This is a genomic window from Streptomyces sp. NBC_01508, assembly GCF_045040315.1.
Lineage (GTDB): Bacteria > Actinomycetota > Actinomycetes > Streptomycetales > Streptomycetaceae > Streptomyces.
In genome coordinates, this window is sequence record NZ_CP109419.1 from 713,151 (window position 1) to 730,719 (window position 17,569).

The window sequence follows — 17,569 nt, forward strand, 5'->3', positions numbered from 1 at the left end:
TCAATCGCCGGACGGGCTTTTCAAGCGCGTCCGGCGATTGAGGACAGACAAGGCTACGAGCCGCGCGACCCGGCCGACGTTTGCGGCCACACTGTCCGGGGCCGGACAGGACCACGGTCTGCCGTCTGGGTCAGGCCGGATCAGCGAGCGCCCGCCGCGCAGCGGCTGATGTCACGTCGGTGCGTGCGATCGCAAGGCGGAGGAGGGAGACAACGCGGCGAGCGTGCGTGCCAGGGACCGCGAGCGCAGCAAGATCCATCCGACAGACCCCAGGGCATGTTTCGAAAGTCCCGCCTGGCCGACGACGCCTGGCACGCGCACTCGCCGCGTTGTCGCAATCATCCAAGTACGTCCAGTACGAGAACGATCCTCCGCCTTGCGATCGCACGCACCAGACGCCGTCGGCCCCGCCCTTCGGGCGGACGGCGCTACTCTCGCAACACGCCCTAGAGCCCGTACACCGCGGTGGCCGTTCCGCCGAAGACCGCACGGCGCTCGTTCTCGCCGAGGTCGCCGGTCAGCGTGCGGGTGACGGCCACGACCTCGCCGTAGGAGGCGGCCAGTCGGCACACCGGCCAGTCCGAGCCGAACATCAGCCGCGCGGAGCCGAACGCGTCGAGCACCGTCTCCGCGTACGGGCGCAGCGTGTCGGCCGTCCAGGAGTCCCACGCGGCCTCGGTGACCAGGCCGGAGAGCTTGCAGACGGCGTTGGGCCTGGCGGCCAGCGCCCGGATGTGGCCGGCCCAGGGGGTGAGGCCGCCGGTGGCGACGGGCGGCTTGCCGAGGTGGTCGAGCACGAAGGTCAGCTGCGGCAGCAGCGCGGCGACCGCCGTCGCGGCCGGGAGCTGGTGCGGCAGGACGATCAGGTCGTACGCGAGCCCGGCGGCGGCCACGGCCGCGAGCCCGCGCCGTACGTCGGGGCGCAGCAGCCACTCGGGGTCGGGCTCGCCCTGGACCTGGTGGCGTACTCCCACGAGCTTGTCGCCGCCGGGCAGCTCGCGCAGCGCGGCAAGGGTGTCGGCGACGTCCGGGGCGGTGAGGTCGGTCCAGCCGACGACCCCGGCGATCAGCTCGTTCGCGTCGGCGAGCGCGAGGAATTCGGGGGTCTCCTCGGGGACCGTGACGGTCTGGACGAGGACGGTGGCGCCGACTCCGGCCGCGCGGGCCTCCGGTGCGAGATCGGCGATGCCGAAATTCCGCCGGATGGGTGTCATGGCGGGCCCGGTGATCCAGTCCTGGTCCCGTAGGGACAGGTCCCACACGTGGTGGTGGGCGTCCACGACGGGCGCCGACACGGTCGGCGGTCGGGGCGGCGCTTCGCTCATCGGGCGCCGACCTCCAGCAGGCCGTCGGCGCGCAGGTCGTCCCAGAGCGCGTCGGGGACCGTGCGGCCGTACATGTCCGCCGCGTCCTGGACCTCGTCGGCGGACCGCGTCCCGACGAGAACACTGGCGACGGCCGGATGCCGCAGCGGGTAGGCGATGGCGGCGGCGCGCAGCGGGACGCCGTGCCGCTCGGCGACGGCCTTGACACGCAGGGCGCGCTCCAGCAGGGCGGGCGGGGCGGCCGTGTAGTCGTACGTCGCGCCGGGCCGCGGGTCGGCGAGCAGCCCGGAGTTGAAGACGCCGCCGACGATCACGCTCCGGCCGCGTGCGGCGGCCTCGGGGAGGAGTTCGGTGAGGGCGGACTGGTCGAGGAGGGTGTAGCGGCCCGCGCACAGGACGACGTCGACGTCCGTGTCCCGGAGGAAGCGGGTGAGCATGGCCGTCTGGTTCATTCCGGCGCCGATCGCGCCGACGACTCCCTCGGCCCGCAGCCGCTCCAGCGCGGGGTACGCCTGTCCGAAGACCTCGGCGGCGTGGTCGTCCGGGTCGTGCAGGTAGACCGTGTCGATCCGGTCGGTCCCCAGCCGCTCCAGGCTGTCGGCGATGCTCCGGCGTACGCCGTCGGCGCTGAAGTCCCAGATGCGGCGGTGTGTGGCACGTACGGCGAAGCCGTTGGCCAGGTCGTCGCCGTCCGCGAACGGCAGGGGTTCCAGCAGCCGGCCCACCTTGGTCGACAGGGTGTAGTCGGCGCGGGGCCGGGAGCGCAGGGCTTCGCCGAGGCGGCGTTCGGCGAGGCCGAGACCGTAGTGCGGTGCGGTGTCGAAGTAGCGGATACCCGCGTCCCAGGCGGCGTCGACCGCCGCCGCGGCCCGGTCCGGTTCGACGGGGGTGTAGAGATTGCCGATCCCGGCCGTTCCGAGGGAGAGCTCGGATACGCCGACCTCGCCACGTCCGAGCGTGTTCTGCCGCATCGCGGTGTGCCTCCCGAAGTTGACACCCAGAATATTCATCGGATGACTGGGTGACGTCAACACCTTCGGGACACCCGGCCGCACGCTCGCGTCGGGAACTGTCCGACCTATCCGGCCAGGTCTGCCCCAACGGCCACGGCGGGTTCGGCCGTCACGGCGGCTTCGGCGGGTTCTGCCGTCACGGTGGCTTCGGCGGGTTCGGCAGGCATCGCGGGTGCCGGTTCCGGGCGTTCGGCAGGCGTCGCGGGTGCGGCTTCGGTGGGCGCCGTCGCGCGGAGCAGTTCGTCCAGCTCCTCGTTCATGTTCTTCGCCAGCCCGCCGAGGTCGGGCACGGCCTTGCCGTCGGCGACGAGTCCCACATGGACCCGTCCGCCGTAGGTCGTCAGCCCCACGGCCAGGGACTGGCCGCGCGCCAGCGGCGCCATCGGATAGATCTCACGCAGCGGGCAGCCTCCGAAGGAGAGCGTCGCCCGCGGCAGCGGCACGCTCGTCACGAGCACGTCGAAGAGGATCCGGGCCGCGCTGCCCGCGAGCGGCGCGCCGAGCCGGTGCGCGAGCGGATGCAGCTGACCGGCGAGTACGGCGACCGCTCCGGCGCCCCGCGAGGGACCGTCCTTCTTGTTGCGGTCCATGGCCCGGCGCACCGCGGTCAGCCGGGACAGCGGGTCGGGTTCGGAGACCGGCAGGCCGAGGAGGTACGCGGAGAGCACGTTGCCCGAGCCGGAGCCCCCGCCGGAGCCCGCGCCCTGCCGGGCCCGGCTCGGCCGCCGCCCCGAGACCGGCACCAGGGCGCGCGGGTCGGAGCGCGGGTCACGGTCCGGCAGTTGTTCGCCGCGCTCCAGCATCCAGCGGCGCAGCGCGCCCGCCACGGTGGCGAGCAGGACGTCGTTGACGGTGCCGCCGTGCGCCTTGCGCACCTGCCGTACGTCCTCCAACGTGAGGACGGCGGTGGCCAGTTGCCGGGTGCCGCTGGAGCCCGCGGTGAGGGCAGGCGTACCGCGCGGGTCGAGCCGGCTGGCGCGGACGACCGAGGCGCCGATCCCGAGCGCCCGGCCCAGCTCGCCGAGCCGGCCCTTCGCCATGTCGGCCACCTGCCAGGGGCCGGGCAGCCAGGAGCGGGGCGGCGCGGGGCGGGCGCGGCGGGTGCCGGCGGCCCGTGCGTCGGCGATCTGGTCGAAGATCCCGGTGCCGATGGCCACGGCGCGCATGCCGTCCGCGAGTGCGTGGTGCAGCTTCACCAGTACGGCGAAGGACCCTTCACCGGCCGGCCGGCCGGCGCCCGTCAGGACGTACATCTCCCACGGCGGGATGCCGCGCTCCAGTGGCCGTTCCATCAGCTCCCCGGCCAGTCGCGCGGTCTGCTCGGCGAAGTCTCCGGGCGGCAGTTCCAGGCGCCTGACGTGTCGGCGTACGTCGAAGTCCTTGTCCACGCTCCAGGCGGCGCCGCCCACGGGCAGCAGCACGTCCCGCACCCGCATCCGGAGCCGGGGGACGGCCGCCGCGCGGGTGGCCAGCAGGTCCAGCGGCGCCTCGTCGCCGATGCCGTCCGGCGCCGCCCCGAAGACGGCGAGGGCGCCGAGGTGCATCGGATGGTCCGGGGATTCGAGATGCCAGAAGGCCAGATCGAGAGGTGCCAGCAGCTCGGTGGTCAAGGGGTCCTCATGTCTCGGGGAGGGAATCCTGGAACCGCAAGTCAATCGCCTGCGATCGGTTACGGTCAAGTACGTAAGCGTTACGCTCAGTTAGCGTCACTGTAACGCCCCGTACCAGCCACGGCTCGCTCAACCGGCCGCTCAACCGGCCGCTCAACCGCCCCGCTCCGGGCGGCCCGAGACGACAAACTCGCTCCATACGCACTTGCCGCTGCCGCGCGACTCCACACCCCACTCGTCGGACAGCGCGTCCACCAGCACCAGACCGCGGCCCGAGACCCCCGACGCGCCCGCGTGCTGGATCCGGGGCAGCGCGCTCGACCGGTCCTCGGCCTCCAGCCGCAGCCGCCGCTCCGCCCCCGGCAGCACCCGGACGGTCACGACCGCGCCGCCGTCGGTGTGCGTCAGCGCGTTGGTGATCAGCTCGTCGGCCACCAGCTCGATGTCGTCCGACCGGTCCCCCGCGCCCCACGCCCGGACCGCCGCCCGGACCATGTGCCGGGCCGACGACAGCGCCTCGGGGTCGTTCTGCCCGACGTGCTGCCGGAGCCTGCCGCCGGTCCTGCCGGCGTACGCGCCCCGCCTGCGCAGCAGCAGTACGGCGACGTCGTCCTCGCCGCCCCGCTCGTCGACCACTTCGCACAGCTGGTCGGCCAGCTTCTGGAGGTCGCGCGGACCGGCGGCGATCAGGCCGGCCAGTCTCTGCATCCCTTCGTCCAGGTCGGCTCCGGGCAGCTCCACCAGTCCGTCGGTGTAGAGGACCAGCGTCTGGCCGGGATCCAGCTCGACGGTGTTCACCGGATAGTCGAGCCGGCCGAACTCCGCCGAAAGACCGAGCGGCAGTCCGCCCTCGGCGGGCAGCCGGCGGCAACTGCCGTCGGTGTCGCGGATCATCGGATCGACATGGCCGGCCCGGACCAGCCGGACGACGCCCGTGGCCAGGTCGGCCTCCGCGTAGACGCAGGTCGCGAAGCGGTCGGTGTCGAGTTCGTGCAGGAAGACCGAGGCCCGCGCCATCACCGTGGCCGGGGTGTGGCCCTCGGCCGCGTACGCGCGCAGCACGATCCGCAGCTGTCCCATCACGGCCGCCGCGTCGGTGTCATGGCCCTGCACGTCCCCGATGACGGCACCGACCCGGCCGCCGGGCAGCGGGATGATGTCGTACCAGTCGCCGCCGATGTCCCTGCCGAGCCGGGCCGAGCGGTAGCGGACGGCGATCTCCGCGCCGGGCACCGCCGGGATCCGGCGCGGCAGCATCGCCTGCTGGAGCCCTTCGGCGAGATCGTGCTCCTGCTCGAACAGGACGGCGCGCTGGAGGCTCTGGGCGATGCCGCTGCCGAGGGCCACCAGCAGATTGCGGTCCTCGGTGGTGAAGCCGATCTTGTCGCCGTAGAGCAGCCCGACGGCCCCGATGGGGCGGCCCTGTGCGATCAGCGGAAGATAGGCCGCCGAGGTGATGCCGAGGTGGCTGATGTGCGGCCACAGACCCGAGTAGGAGGCCGCGAAGTCGGCCGCGGACTCGATGAACCGCGGGCTGAGCGTGCGGATCACCTCGCTCATCGGGTACTCCTCGTCGACCCGCGTGACGCGCGTCCCCGGCACGAAGGAGCCCGCGGGGCCCTCGGCGACCAGATGGATGCGCCCCGAGTCGAGGAGACCCATGACCATGCTGTCGGCGCCGAGGTGTTCGAGGCCGTCGGACTCCTTGAGTACGTCGATGACGTCCTGAACCGTTCTGGCGTGCGCGAGGGCGGCCGTCGCGCCCTCGACGACCGTGGTCCTGCGCCGGCGTTCCTCGTCGAGTTCGAGCCGCGCCATCGAGTCGGCGAGTTCTTGGGTGGCGTCGCGGACGATGCCGATGAGACGGCGCGGACGGCCGGTGCCGTCACGGCGGACGGAGCCCTGTGAGTGGGTCCAGCGCAGGGTGCCGTCCCGGCGCCGGACGCGGAAGTACGCGCCGTACCCCTCGCCGGCTCTGATCGCCTCCCCCACGACGGCGTCGAGCCGGGCGCCCTCGCCGGGCGGCAGGCGCTCCATGACTTTCGCGCGGGTGCCGTCGTAGTCGTCGTGGCTCAGATCGAGAATCTCCAGCGCCACCGCGTCCAGGTGGAGCAGACCGCTGCCGAGGTCCCAGTCGAAGCAGCCCATGCCGTTGAGGACCAGGCTCAGTTCCGGCTTCGCGGGCCAGTCGTCGGGGAGCGACGGGGGCCCCGCTTCCCGATCGACCATGGAGTCACTCTGTCATCAATTGTCGGATATCACGACTGGTCCGGCGGTCAGCCCTGGAAGCTACCGGACCCGGCCGGGCCGCCCTCGGGCGCCGGCGGGGCGAAGCCGTCGTCGGACAGCGCGCCCGGGTCGCCGTCGAGCGGTGCGTCGGGGCCGCCCGGCCGCTCCGGGGACATCGGCATCACCGGGCCGTCAGGACCGATGCCGCCGTCCGGATCCTCCGGCGGCGAGGGGCAGTCGCGCGGGAGCGCCAGGTTCTCGGACCGCGGCTCGTCGGGCGCCGGGGCATCCGGTGTGAGGCAGTCGGGCGAGGGGGCCGGGCCGCTGTCGGACTCGTCGGGCTCCGGGGTGACCGGGTCGGAGCGGCCGGGGTCCGGGCTGTCCGGGGCGGTGCGGTCCGGCGCGGGCGGCTCCAGGGACGGATCGACGATGTCGGTGTCCGGGGGGTACGGCGGCGGTACGTCGGGCTTCTTGTCCCGGTCGCCGTCGGTACCGGTCCTCCGCTCGATCCACGCGTTCTCGGCGGCGTCGACGATCACCAGGGAGGTAAGGGCCTGGGTGCTGCGGTTGACCACGACGACGCGGTCGGGCCGGTAGCCCTGCCAGGGCGTTCCTTGGTGGACCGCGTCGGCCCGCGGCGCGACGGCCGGGCGCAGCGGGTTCCCGCAGGCGCAGCGGACCCTGGGCAGTCCGCGGTCGTCCACGAGGACGGCGGTGCCGCTCTGGAGTACGGCCTGGTGGGCGATGGGCGCGCCGTCCCGGTAGCCGTGGTTCGTGACGCGTACGTCGGCGCGCAGTTCGACGGGGGTCAGCCCGCGCAGGAACTTCGGTACGGATGTCACACCGACATCGGCGGCACGGGCGAAGGCGGTGGCCTTGGCTCGGTCGGCGGTCAGCAGGCGGACCTGGGCCTCGACGTCGCAACTGGTGGCCGATTTCGTACCGCCGTACAGCCCGGCGGTGGCGCCCGAGACGGAGCGCAGTGCCTGGGTGCCGGTGGCGGGGCCGCTGGGTTCACCGGGACCGCTCGGCGCCGGTGCGGCCGAGGGGGCGTCGGCGTCCGGCATCGGCGCCGCGGTCGACTCGGTGAAGGGGTCGGGGCCCGGGGCGGCGAGCGGCTGCAGGAGGACCTTCGTGGACGCCGCCGCCTTCGCGGCCCTCGCCGCTCGCGGGTCCTTGCCGACGCCGTCGTCGCCACAGCCGGCGACGATCAGGATGCCGGCCGACAGCACGGCGAGCGCGGCGTGCCGACGGCGAATGGGTAGGCGTCGCACAGGGTCTCCCAGCTGTTCGTCCTGTCCGGAATATGACTCCATATCTGCCGGACACGGGACTGCCGCGCAAGCGGGGGGCGCAGGTGGAGCAGGAGGGTCCTCCCGTGCGTCAGCACAGGAGGACCGGCCCACCGGGCGGACCCGGTGGGCCGCTCCGTTACAGCTCTAGTCGATGCCCTGGAGGATGTGCGGCTCCGCGAGGTCGTCCTCGTAGCCCGCCAGCCTGATCGGCGCGGCCCTGGCCCACACCTCGATGTTCCGGAGCTTCTCGGGGCCGCGGCCCCGTCCACCGCCCTGTTCCGCCGGGCTGTTGTCGTGCTGAGCCATTTCAGGTGTCACCGCGCACTCCTTTGTGTCGCGTAACCCCGGACGCACCGACTCCGGACTCGTACCGGGCGCCGACCGCCGAACGGGGCAGGGGCAAGGGCTGGTTCGGTCGCGGTGGCGCCGGTTTTCGGGCGGGGCGGTGGCCTGGTTGCAGGCCGGACCCCGGACGGCCGAGGAACCTTCGTGGGTCCCTGGGTGGCGTCCGTGCGCCTTACATTAACCAAATGAGCGGGGGCGCGCTCGATGGGGTCTGAGAAGTGGGTCACTTCCGGACAATGTCAGGAGACCACGGCGGACGGCGCCCCGCCCGCCATCGGTCGGCCGCCTACCAGTTGGCCGGCGCGTAGTCCTTGAGGAAGCAGCCGTACAGATCCTCGCCGCCCTGGCCGCGCACGATCGGGTCGTAGACGCGGGCCGCGCCGTCGATCAGGTCGAGCGGGGCGTGGAAGCCCTCGTCGGCGAGGCGCATCTTGTCCGGGTGCGGGCGCTCGTCGGTGATCCAGCCGGTGTCGACGGCGGTCATCAGGATGCCGTCGGACTGGAACATCTCCTGCGCGCTGGTCCGGGTCAGCATGTTGAGCGCGGCCTTCGCCATGTTCGTGTGCGGATGGCCGGCGCCCTTGTAGCCGCGGCTGAAGACGCCTTCCATCGCGGAGACGTTCACGACGTACGTGCGCTCGGCCGCCGCTGCCGCCATCGCCGGGCGCAGTCGGCTGATCAGGATGAACGGCGCGGTGGAGTTGCAGAGTTGGACTTCGAGCAGCTCCACCGGGTCGACGTCGGAGACAGTCTGGATCCAGCTGTTGGTGTCGTGCAGGTCGGGCACCAGACCGCCCGCGTCGATCGCCGTGCCCGCCTCGATACGGGCGAGCGTGGCCGAGCCGCCGACCAGGGCCAGACCGGTGATGTCCGACGCGCTCAGCGCCTCGCCACCGCCGCCACCGGCGGGCAGCACGGCCCGCGCACCGCTGCCGAACGCGCCGATGACGTGCGAGGACGGGAGTTCACCGGCGGGCAGCGGCGCGGACTCGGCGGCCAGCAGTTCGCTGTACGCCTGCGGGGAGCGGCGTACGGTCTGCGCGGCGTTGTTGATGAGGATGTCCAGCGGACCCTCGGCGGCGACGGAGTCGGCGAGCGCGACCACCTGGGCCGGGTCGCGCAGATCTATCCCGACGATCTTGAGGCGGTGGATCCAGTCGGCGCTGTCCTCCATCGCCTTGAAGCGGCGGATCGCGTCGCCGGGGAAGCGGGTGGTGATGGTGGTGTGCGCGCCGTCGCGCAGCAGGCGCAGCGCGATGTACATGCCGATCTTGGCGCGGCCCCCGGTCAGCAGGGCCCGCTTGCCGGTGAGGTCCGTACGGGCGTCCCGGCGGGCCCGGTTCTCGGCGGCGCACGGCTGGCAGAGCTGGTGGTAGAAGGCGTCGACCTCGACGTAACGCGTCTTGCAGATGTAGCAGGAGCGCGGTCGCTGGAGGATGCCCGCGATCTCGCCGGCGGCCGATGACGACGGCAGCAGGCCCTGCGTCTCGTCGTCGATGCGCTCGGCGGATCCGGTGGCCGTCGCCTCGGTGACCGCCTTGTCGTTGGCGGTCTTCGCCGCCCGGCGCTCCTGGCGGCGGCGCTGCTTGACGGTCCGGTAGATCCCGGCGGTGGCGCGGCGGACGGCCACCGCGTCGGGGTGGTCGACGTCCAGCTTGTCCAGCTCGTCGAGCACGGCGAGGCAGACAGCCATGCGCTCGGGGTCGATACCGGGGCCGTAGGCATCAGGGCCACGCTCGCCGGGGCCGCGCTCCTCAGGGCCGTGGCCGTCGGCGCCGTACGCGGTATCCGGTCCGCTCTCGCCGAGCGTGGTCCCGTCATCTGTCAACGTCATCGCCGGTCGCCGTTCCCCATCACTCGTCACTCACCCGTCCGGGCGCTCACCCGTCCGGGCGCTCACCCGTCCGGGCGGCCCGTCAAGCCCTCACGGATACGGCCGTCCGGCCGAGCGGCCTCGAACAGTTTGCCATGAGGTACCGGGCAATTTGTTCACGCTCAACTACACATAAAGGTGAATAGGGGGCAGAATAGTCATGTACCGCTCGATCCGGTGCAGCACGGTCGAACCTCTCATGACCGAAGGAGTCGAGACTCATGGCCGATGTTTCGCACACCAGGGGAGACGTTGGTTCTCACCCTGGTGTCACACACACCAGGGGAGACATAGGCGCTCACCCTGACGTACCAGAGATGCGGGCCAGGTACGCCCGCGTGCTCGGTGGACGTGATGTGGCGCTGCTGGACGGCCCGATCTTTCTCGCCGGCCTGTTCATCGCCCTCTCACCGTGGATCCTTCACTACACGACCAGCCAGCCGGGTCTCGTGGTCCACAACGTGGTCATGGGCATCGCGATCGCAGTCCTGGCCCTCGTATTCTCCGCGACACCGACCCGGACATACGGCTTCAGCTGGGCACTCGTCCTGATGGGCGCCTGGATGGTCGCCGCACCATGGGTCGTCGGTTCCAGCCCCGACCGTGGCGTGTTCCTCAGCAGCGTCATCGCGGGTGGCCTCGTCGCCCTGCTGGGCCTCATCTGTGGGGCCGCTGCGATGAGGGCGGGGCAGATGCGCAAGCGGGCCGGCCGGACGACTCGGAGCGGTGAGCCGATTCGGACGTAGCCAGGCACCCCGACCGGTGGGGCGGGCCCGCGGTCTCCACAGACCGCCGGCCCGCCCCACCGACATGCGCGGTGCGGCTGAGACCGTGTCAGCTCAGCTCAATTCAGTCCAGTTCGGCTCGGCTCGGCTCGGCTCAGCCGCCGGCCGTCGCCGGGACGCGCGACGGCTCCGGGACCCGGATCCCGAGGAACGGCATCCGGCGGCGCAGCCGGAATCCCAGTGCCTCGTAGAGCCGGACGGCGTTCTCGTTGTCCCCCGCCGCCTGGAGGAACGGGGTCTCGCCACGCGCCTTGATCCCCGCAGCCACCGCCAGGACGAGCCGCGCGCCCAGTCCCTGGCCGCGGAACTCCGGGGCCGTACAGACCGCGCTGATCTCCGTCCAGCCCGGCGGGCGCATCCGCTCCCCCGCCATCGCCACCAGTTCGCCGTCGCGGCGGATGCCCAGATACGTACCCATCTCGATGGTGCGCGGCCGGAACGGCCCCGGCCTGGTGCGGTCCACCAGGGCCAGCATCTGCGGTACGTCCCCGACGCCGAGGACCACCGCCTCCTCGTCGGGGACCGCGTCCACCGACTCGTCGACGAGCTGCACACCGTCCACCTGGAACGTGACCTCCCAGCCGTCCGGGGGCAGCACACGCGCCCCGGCCAGCGCGGCCGTGCCGTCGACTCCGACCAGCGGGGCGGCGTCCGCCCAGTCCCGCGCGTCGGGCTCGTCCGGCATGACCAGCCACGGCGACACCTCGGCCCGGTAGCCGAGCACCCGGCCGCGCCGCTCGGCGAAGTGGGCGTGCGGGCCGGTCAGCCCGGCGAGTACGGGATTGTCGAGCGGGTGGTACGAGGGGCGGCCGGGCGCCCGGAACGGTTCGGCGGTGCTCACGCGCCCACCTCGATGACGATCTTACCGAGCGCGTGCCCGTCCTCGACGGCGCGCAGCGCCCGCGCCGCCTCGGCCAGCGCGAACGTCCGTGTCACGTACGGCCGCAGGGAGCCGGCCACCACCAGGTCGGCCACCTCTTCGAGGACGGCGGCCGTGCGGAGCCGCACGACCGCCGCGCCGCCCAGGGTCACGACCCGCGGCTTGTCCCCCGCGCTGATCAGCTTCGCCAGGTCGGGAACGAGTCCGGCGACGGCCTCCAGGTCCGCGCCGCCGACGAGGTCGAAGACGGCGTCGACGCCGTCGGGCGCGGCGGCCCGCACCCGCTCCTGGAGCCCGGGACCCGGCGGGACATGGACGGCGCCCAGCGATTCCACGAAGTCCTTCTTGCCCGCGCTCGCCGTGCCGACGACGCGGATGCCGCCGGCGACCGCGATCTGCGTCGCGGCCACGCCGACACCGCCCCCGGCGCCGGTGATCAGCAGCGTCGCGCCGGCGGGCAGGTCCAGCTGCTTGACTCCGTCGTACGCGGTCGCCGCCGCGGTCGGCAGGGCCGCCGCGTCCGTGAACGACACGGCGTGCGGCTTGTGCGCGGTGATGGCGGCGGGCAGCAGGGTGTACTCGGCGTATCCGCCGGTGACGGGGTTGCCGAAAACGGCGTCGCCCACGGCGAATCCGCGCACGCCCTCGCCGACCCGCTCGACCACTCCGGACGCGTCGCTGCCGAACACGGTGGGCAGCGGCTTCGGGGTCGAGCCCGGCCGGGTGTAGCCCGTGCGCTGCTTCCAGTCGACCGGGTTGACGCCGGCCGCGCGGACGGCGACGAGGAGCTCTCCGGGGCCGGGGGCCGGCTTCGGCAGGTCGATGAAGGCTTCGCCCTCCGGGCCGCCGAACCGGGTGTAGACGTACGCCTTGGGCATGTGATCCCTCGCTCTGGCTGCTGACGTCGGTGGCCGCGCTGCGGCGCCAGTCAGTTTCAAGTCCGGGCTCCGACCTGCTTATTCCCGGCGCGCCGAGGTGTTCGGCCAACGGGCGGGCGCCGGGCGGGCCGTTCGCGGCCCGCCCGGCGCCCCGGTAATCCGGCTCAGGAGCTCGCGCACTCCATCGAGGCCGGGTCGGAGGCGTCGCGGATCAGGGCTTCGTGTGCCGCCTTGAGCCGCTGGACGTCGGGCTTCATGACCTTGCGGTCGTAGGTGAGCAGCCCGTTGAGTTCACCCTCCACATCGGTGATCTGGGTGTAGACGGCTCCGTTGCTCCCCCGGCAGGCGAGGTCGCGTACGTTGTCGAGCTGCCCCAGATACTCGTCGGTGTACTTGTCCTGGTCGACGCCGACATAGGTGTGCTGGACCGGCCAGGCGTGGCCGGGTACGGCGAGTCCGAGGCCGCCGTACTCACCGGTGACCAGCGCCCGTTTCCCGTCCGGCGCGGGAAGCACCGGCGTCGGATAGCCGTGCGCGTCGGCGATGTCGCCGTTCTTGCCGTCGACGGCCCCACAGCAGTTGACGCCGCTCATGTTGTTGACCAGCCGCGTCGGGTCCCAGCCCTTGGCCTGGTCGGCGATCCGGGCCTGGTCGTACTGGCCCCAGCCCTCGTTGAACGGGACCCACATGATCACCGAGGGGCTGCTGGCGTGCTGGTCGATCATCTCCTTCATCTCGTGTTCGAACTGGGCCGCGGCGGGGGCGGCCGGGGACTTCGGCATCGATGGCATGTCCTGCCACACGAGGAGTCCCAGCTTGTCCGCCCAGTAGAACCACCGGTCCGGCTCCACCTTGATGTGCTTGCGCACGGAGTTGTAGCCCAGCTCCTTGTGTTTCTTGAGGTCGAACGCCAGCGCCGCGTCGGTCGGCGCGGTGTGCAGTCCGTCCGGCCAGAAGCCCTGGTCGAGGGTGGCCATCAGGAAGACGGGCTTGCCGTTGAGCACGGTGCGCGGCACCCCGTCGACGTTCTCGACGGCGATGGAGCGCATACCGAAGTAGCTGCCCACCCGGTCGACGGCCCGCTCGCCGCCGACTCTGACGTCGAGCTTGTACAGGTGCGGATCCTCCGGTGACCACAGGCGCGGGTCCGGCACCGGCACACTGAGCGGTGCGCCCGTGCGGCCCTTGACGGTGCCCACCTTGCGCTTGCCGTCGTACGCGGTGGCCGTGACGGGCACTCCGTCACGTACCCCGCGCACCTCGACCGCCAGCTTCTGACCCGTGACGTCCGGGGTGAGCTTCAGCGAGTCGGCGTGGTCGGCGGCGACGGGCTCCATCCAGACGGTCTGCCAGATGCCGGACGATGAGGTGTAGAAGATCCCGCTCGGGTCGAGGCGCTGCTTGCCCATGGGCGGGTTCTCGCCGCCGGCGGCGTCGGTCGGGTCGTACACGCCGACGATCAGCTCCTGCGTACGGCCGGGCTTGAGCGCGTCGGTGATGTCGACGGAGAACCGGTCGTAGCCGCCCTTGTGTTCGGTGACCTTCTTGCCGTTGACGTAGACGGTGGACTGCCAGTCGACGGCGTCGAAGTTGAGCTTGAGGCGCTGGCCGTCGCCGCCCTTCCTGCCGTCGCCGACGTCCCAGCCCTTCGGGACGGTGAAGGTACGGCGGTACCACATCCGGTCCTCGTGCCGTTCGAGACCGGAGAGCCGCGACTCGACGGGGTACGGCACCAGGATCTTCTCGCGCAGCTTCTTGCCCACCGGCGGGCGCTCACCCTGTTCGGCGGCGGCGAACTGCCACTCTCCGTTGAGGCTGCGCCAGGCGTCGCGGGTCATCTGCGGCCGCGGGTACTCGGGCAGCGCGTTGTCGGGGCCGACGTCCTTGGCCCACGGGGTGGAGAGCTGGTACTCGGACGTGTTGGGCCCGCTGCTCCAGAACGCGCCGACGGGGTCGGCGTCCCGCGACACGAGGCCGCCCCGGCCGTCGTAACGGATATCGGCGGAGCCGCCCTGGCCGACCACGGGTTCCTTGAGGCCGACGAGGAGGCTGCGGGCGTCCTCGGGGTCCTTCTTGACCGAGGTCATCGGCCACTCGGCGCCGCCGATGACCGCGTCGAGATGGTCGGCGAGACCGGCCGGGGGCGCGGCGAGCCGCTGCGCGAACTCCATCCGCAGCGTGCGGCCGTCGGCCAGGACGGTGGTGGCGATGGCACCGTCGTACGCGTAGCCGTCGGGGAGGCGGAAGGCGGAGGTGGGCACCGGCTCTTTCGAGCCACCGGGTTCGGTCCAGTTCAGATGGAGATTCGAACCGCCGATGTCCTCGAAGTACTCGACCTTGATGTCGTACGCCTGACCTCCGGTCAGCTCGACCGGGTCGGCGGTCTGCTCCTTCTCCCAGTCGTTGACCCAGTGGTCGATGCCGATCTCGCCGTCGACCCACAGCCGGAATCCGTTGTCGCCGATCATCGAGAAGGTGTGCGGGCCGCTCTGTTCAGGGACGATCTTCCCGGTCCAGCGGACGGTGGCGTGGTCGGCGCTGCCGGTGGCCGTGGAGAGGCGGGAGTCGAGGTTGTCGAAGTCGATCCGCGGGTCGAATCCGGTGGCCTTCAACTCGTGGAAGTCGAAGGCGCCGGGCGCGGACGAGGAGTAGTACTCGCCCTTGAGTCCGTGGGGCACGACCGGGTCGTCCGCGGCCGATGCCGCCGGGACCGCAGTGAGTCCGGCGACGCCCAGGACGGCGGCGAGCAAAAGGGCCAGATTTCTTCTGATGCGCACAAATCCTCCTGCTTACTGAGGGTGGCGGCTCGTTGCGACAGTCTGTACAACGTTGGAAGGAACGGCAGTTGGCATGACAACATGCCGTTCCACTCTCTGTCCAGGGCCATGACAAAGAGCCGTCCCGCAACGTATATAACGTTGTACAGATTGGGCAGGGGCGACCTTCGGGCCGGCCTCGGAGGGGAAATACGGTGACCGTCAGCCTCAAGGACGTCGCGGAACGAGCGGGCGTTTCCATCAAGACCGTCTCGAACGTGGTGAACAACTACCGGCATGTCACGCCGGCGATGCGGGCCCGGGTCCAGCTGGCCATCGACGAGCTGGGCTACCGGCCGAATCTCACGGCCCGGCATCTGCGCAAGGGCCGCACCGGGATCATCGCGCTGGCGGTGCCCGAGCTGGGCAACCCGTACTTCGCCGAGCTGGCGGGCTCGGTCATCGATGTGGCGGCGGAGCACGAGTACACAGTGCTGCTCGACCACACCGGGGGCCGCCGCGAGCAGGAGATCCTGGTCAGCCAGGGCTTCCGGGCACGGGTGATCGACGGGCTGATCCTGAGCCCCATCGAGCTGGAGACCGAGGATCTGCTCGGCCGGGACCAGGACGCGCCGCTGGTGCTGCTCGGGGAGCGGGAGTACGACCTGCCGTACGACCACATCGCGATCGACAACGTGGCCGCCGCCCGGCTGGCCGTACGGCATCTGCTGGGTCTCGGCCGGTCCACGATCGCGTTCCTGGGCGCCAGGACCGACCGGGTCAACGAACCGTCGCATCTGCGGCTGCGCGGCTGGCGCGCCGAGCTGAAGGCGGCGGGACTGCCGTCGCCGGACTCCCTGATCGCCCCGACGGGCGGCTGGGACCACGCCAACGGGGCCGACGCGATGAACCAGTTGCTCGACTCGGGCGTGACGCCGGACGCGGTCTTCGCGTACAACGACCTGATCGCCATCGGGGCGATGCGGGTGCTGTCCGAGCGGGGGCTGCGGGTCCCCGAGGACGTCGCGGTCGTCGGCTTCGACGACATCACGGAGGGCCGCTACGGAGCTGTGACCCTCACCACGATCTCGCCGGACAAACAGACCATCGCCCGGCTCGCCGTGCGGTCCGTCGTCAACCGGCTGCTGGGCACCGGAGACCCGGTCGGCACCGGTCCCCGCGAACTCCGCGCCGATTTCAGGCTGGTGGAGCGGGAGAGCACCCTCGGCCGCCGCCGGGACCGCCACTGAGAGCGCCAACGGCCCCCACACGCACAGCCGTTATCGCGCGAAGGCTTTACAGCCTCCGTACAACGATGTAAAAACCGTTCCGAACGACTCACCACCCACACTCCAGCAGTCCGTCGGGCGGCCGGCCGGTCAACACCGGCCGCCCGGCGGTCCGCAAGTCCGCCAGTCCACGCCAGTCCGTACGAGCCGACCTCCCGCGAGCGTCCCGGTCGCCGGGGCCGCGCCGAGATGGGGATCCCCATGAAGCTTTCCGCCGTCCGCCGTACCACCACCACTACCGTCCTCGCCGCGAGTCTCGTCGGCGCGCTCGCCCTCGGCGGCTGCGCCAAGTCGGAGGACGACGGCTCCGACAAGAGCTCGTCGGCCGGCGACAAGGACAGCGGCCAGGTCGTCGCCACGCCCGGCGCGGACGACAAGACCTGTGACATCACGCAGTTCGGCGGCGAGAAGATCGACCTCAAGAGCGCCACGGTCGGCTTCTCGCAGTCCGAGAAGGAGGCCAACCCCTTCCGGATCGCCGAGACCGCGTCCATCAAGGCCGAGGCCGAGGAGCGCGGGATCAAACTCCTGTCCGCCAACGCCCAGACGCAGTTCTCCAAGCAGATCAGCGACGTCCAGGACCTGATAGCCAAGGGCGCCGACCTGTTGGTGATCGCGCCCCTCAACTCCGACGGCTGGGGCCCGGTGCTGCGCACCGCCGCGGCGAAGAAGATCCCGATCGTCACGATCGACCGCAAGATCAACGCGACCGCCTGCAAGGACTATGTGAGCTTCATCGGCTCGGACTTCATCGAGCAGGGCAAGCGCGCGGCGGACCAGATGATCGAGGCGACCGGCGGCAAGGGCGAGGTCGCGATCCTGCTCGGCGCCGCGGGCAACAACGTCACCACCGAGCGCACCAAGGGCTTCAAGGACCAGATCGCGGCCAAGGCCCCTGACCTGAAGGTGGTGTTCGAGCAGACCGGTGAGTTCGCCCGCGAGAAGGGCCAGCAGGTCACCGAGCAGCTGATCCAGTCGAACCCCGGCATCAAGGGCATCTACGCCGAGAACGACGAGATGGGCCTCGGCGCGGTCAACGCCCTGAAGGGCGCGGGCAAGAAGGCCGGGGCGGTCAAGATCGTGACGGTCGACGGCACGCGCAACGCCGTCCAGGGCATCGTCGACGGCTGGATCTCCGGAGTCGTCGAGTCCAACCCGCGCTTCGGGCCGCTCGCCTTCCAGACCCTCGACGCCTTCACCAAGGGTGAGAAGGTCGCGCAGGACATCGTCATCCAGGACGGCGCGTACACCCCGGACAACGCCAAGGCCGATCTGGGCAAGGCTTTCTGAC

At 71.6% G+C, this 17,569-nt stretch carries 13 protein-coding genes; 3 read left to right on the forward strand and 10 right to left on the reverse strand.

Annotated features, from left to right (window positions below):
- Positions 1–446: 446 nt before the first annotated feature.
- The 7 genes from OG700_RS03305 to OG700_RS03335 all read right to left on the reverse strand — a co-directional run bounded on the left by OG700_RS03305 (position 447) and on the right by OG700_RS03335 (position 9,510).
- The gene (locus tag OG700_RS03305) at positions 447–1,325 is read right to left on the reverse strand and encodes an amidohydrolase family protein (protein WP_405608595.1); all 879 of its coding nucleotides are present in this window, start codon (positions 1,323–1,325) and stop codon (positions 447–449) included.
- Complete coding sequence (locus tag OG700_RS03310; protein ID WP_405621396.1) at positions 1,322–2,296, reverse strand: aldo/keto reductase; 975 nt, start codon at positions 2,294–2,296, stop codon at positions 1,322–1,324. The genes OG700_RS03305 and OG700_RS03310 overlap by 4 nt, the downstream gene beginning before the upstream one ends.
- Positions 2,297–2,403: 107 nt before the next feature.
- Positions 2,404–3,948, reverse strand: a complete 1,545-nt coding sequence (locus OG700_RS03315; RefSeq protein ID WP_405608598.1) for a wax ester/triacylglycerol synthase family O-acyltransferase — start codon at positions 3,946–3,948, stop codon at positions 2,404–2,406.
- A 153-nt stretch (positions 3,949–4,101) separates the two neighbouring features.
- A complete protein-coding gene (locus OG700_RS03320) occupies positions 4,102–6,177 on the reverse strand; it encodes a SpoIIE family protein phosphatase (protein ID WP_405608601.1) in 2,076 nt (691 codons plus the stop codon).
- A gap of 47 nt (positions 6,178–6,224) precedes the next feature.
- Positions 6,225–7,451 carry a DUF6777 domain-containing protein gene (locus OG700_RS03325; RefSeq protein ID WP_405608604.1) on the reverse strand — a complete coding sequence of 409 codons (1,227 nt, stop codon included), beginning with the start codon at positions 7,449–7,451 and terminating at the stop codon, positions 6,225–6,227.
- Positions 7,452–7,616: 165 nt separating this feature from the next.
- On the reverse strand, positions 7,617–7,790 hold the full coding sequence (locus tag OG700_RS03330) for a hypothetical protein (RefSeq protein ID WP_405622256.1): 174 nt from the start codon (positions 7,788–7,790) through the stop codon (positions 7,617–7,619).
- Positions 7,791–8,103: 313 nt separating this feature from the next.
- Positions 8,104–9,510, reverse strand: coding sequence for an SDR family NAD(P)-dependent oxidoreductase (locus OG700_RS03335; RefSeq protein ID WP_405621398.1), 1,407 nt, complete (start codon positions 9,508–9,510; stop codon positions 8,104–8,106).
- 497 nt (positions 9,511–10,007) lie between these two features.
- Between OG700_RS03335 and OG700_RS03340 the strand changes: the two genes are divergently transcribed.
- Positions 10,008–10,436: an SPW repeat protein gene (locus OG700_RS03340; protein ID WP_405608607.1), complete on the forward strand. Its 429-nt coding sequence runs from the start codon at positions 10,008–10,010 to the stop codon at positions 10,434–10,436.
- Positions 10,437–10,569: 133 nt separating this feature from the next.
- On the opposite strand, the gene OG700_RS03345 is transcribed toward OG700_RS03340, so the two are convergent.
- The 3 genes from OG700_RS03345 to OG700_RS03355 form a co-directional block, all read right to left on the reverse strand.
- Positions 10,570–11,316, reverse strand: a complete 747-nt coding sequence (locus OG700_RS03345) for a GNAT family N-acetyltransferase (protein ID WP_405608610.1) — start codon at positions 11,314–11,316, stop codon at positions 10,570–10,572.
- A complete protein-coding gene (locus OG700_RS03350) occupies positions 11,313–12,233 on the reverse strand; it encodes an NADP-dependent oxidoreductase (protein ID WP_405608613.1) in 921 nt (306 codons plus the stop codon). The genes OG700_RS03345 and OG700_RS03350 overlap by 4 nt, the downstream gene beginning before the upstream one ends.
- A gap of 164 nt (positions 12,234–12,397) precedes the next feature.
- Positions 12,398–15,010 (reverse strand): PA14 domain-containing protein, encoded by a 2,613-nt coding sequence (locus OG700_RS03355; RefSeq protein ID WP_405608616.1) that lies wholly within the window; start codon positions 15,008–15,010, stop codon positions 12,398–12,400.
- Positions 15,011–15,204: 194 nt separating this feature from the next.
- On the opposite strand from OG700_RS03355, the gene OG700_RS03360 reads away from it, so the two are divergent.
- Both OG700_RS03360 and OG700_RS03365 read left to right on the forward strand, forming a co-directional pair.
- The gene (locus OG700_RS03360) at positions 15,205–16,239 is read left to right on the forward strand and encodes a LacI family DNA-binding transcriptional regulator (protein WP_405608619.1); all 1,035 of its coding nucleotides are present in this window, start codon (positions 15,205–15,207) and stop codon (positions 16,237–16,239) included.
- 240 nt (positions 16,240–16,479) lie between these two features.
- Positions 16,480–17,568 carry an ABC transporter substrate-binding protein gene (locus OG700_RS03365; RefSeq protein ID WP_405608622.1) on the forward strand — a complete coding sequence of 363 codons (1,089 nt, stop codon included), beginning with the start codon at positions 16,480–16,482 and terminating at the stop codon, positions 17,566–17,568.
- Position 17,569 lies beyond the last annotated feature (1 nt).

Coding starts and splice junctions, on each gene's coding strand:
- OG700_RS03305 (WP_405608595.1), bottom strand. CDS start 1,325: ATGAGCGAAGCGCCGCCCCGACCGCCGACCGTGTCGGCGCCCGTCGTG.
- OG700_RS03310 (WP_405621396.1), bottom strand. CDS start 2,296: ATGCGGCAGAACACGCTCGGACGTGGCGAGGTCGGCGTATCCGAGCTC.
- OG700_RS03320 (WP_405608601.1), bottom strand. CDS start 6,177: ATGGTCGATCGGGAAGCGGGGCCCCCGTCGCTCCCCGACGACTGGCCC.
- OG700_RS03335 (WP_405621398.1), bottom strand. CDS start 9,510: ATGGCTGTCTGCCTCGCCGTGCTCGACGAGCTGGACAAGCTGGACGTC.
- OG700_RS03340 (WP_405608607.1), top strand. CDS start 10,008: ATGCGGGCCAGGTACGCCCGCGTGCTCGGTGGACGTGATGTGGCGCTG.
- OG700_RS03350 (WP_405608613.1), bottom strand. CDS start 12,233: ATGCCCAAGGCGTACGTCTACACCCGGTTCGGCGGCCCGGAGGGCGAA.
- OG700_RS03365 (WP_405608622.1), top strand. CDS start 16,480: ATGAAGCTTTCCGCCGTCCGCCGTACCACCACCACTACCGTCCTCGCC.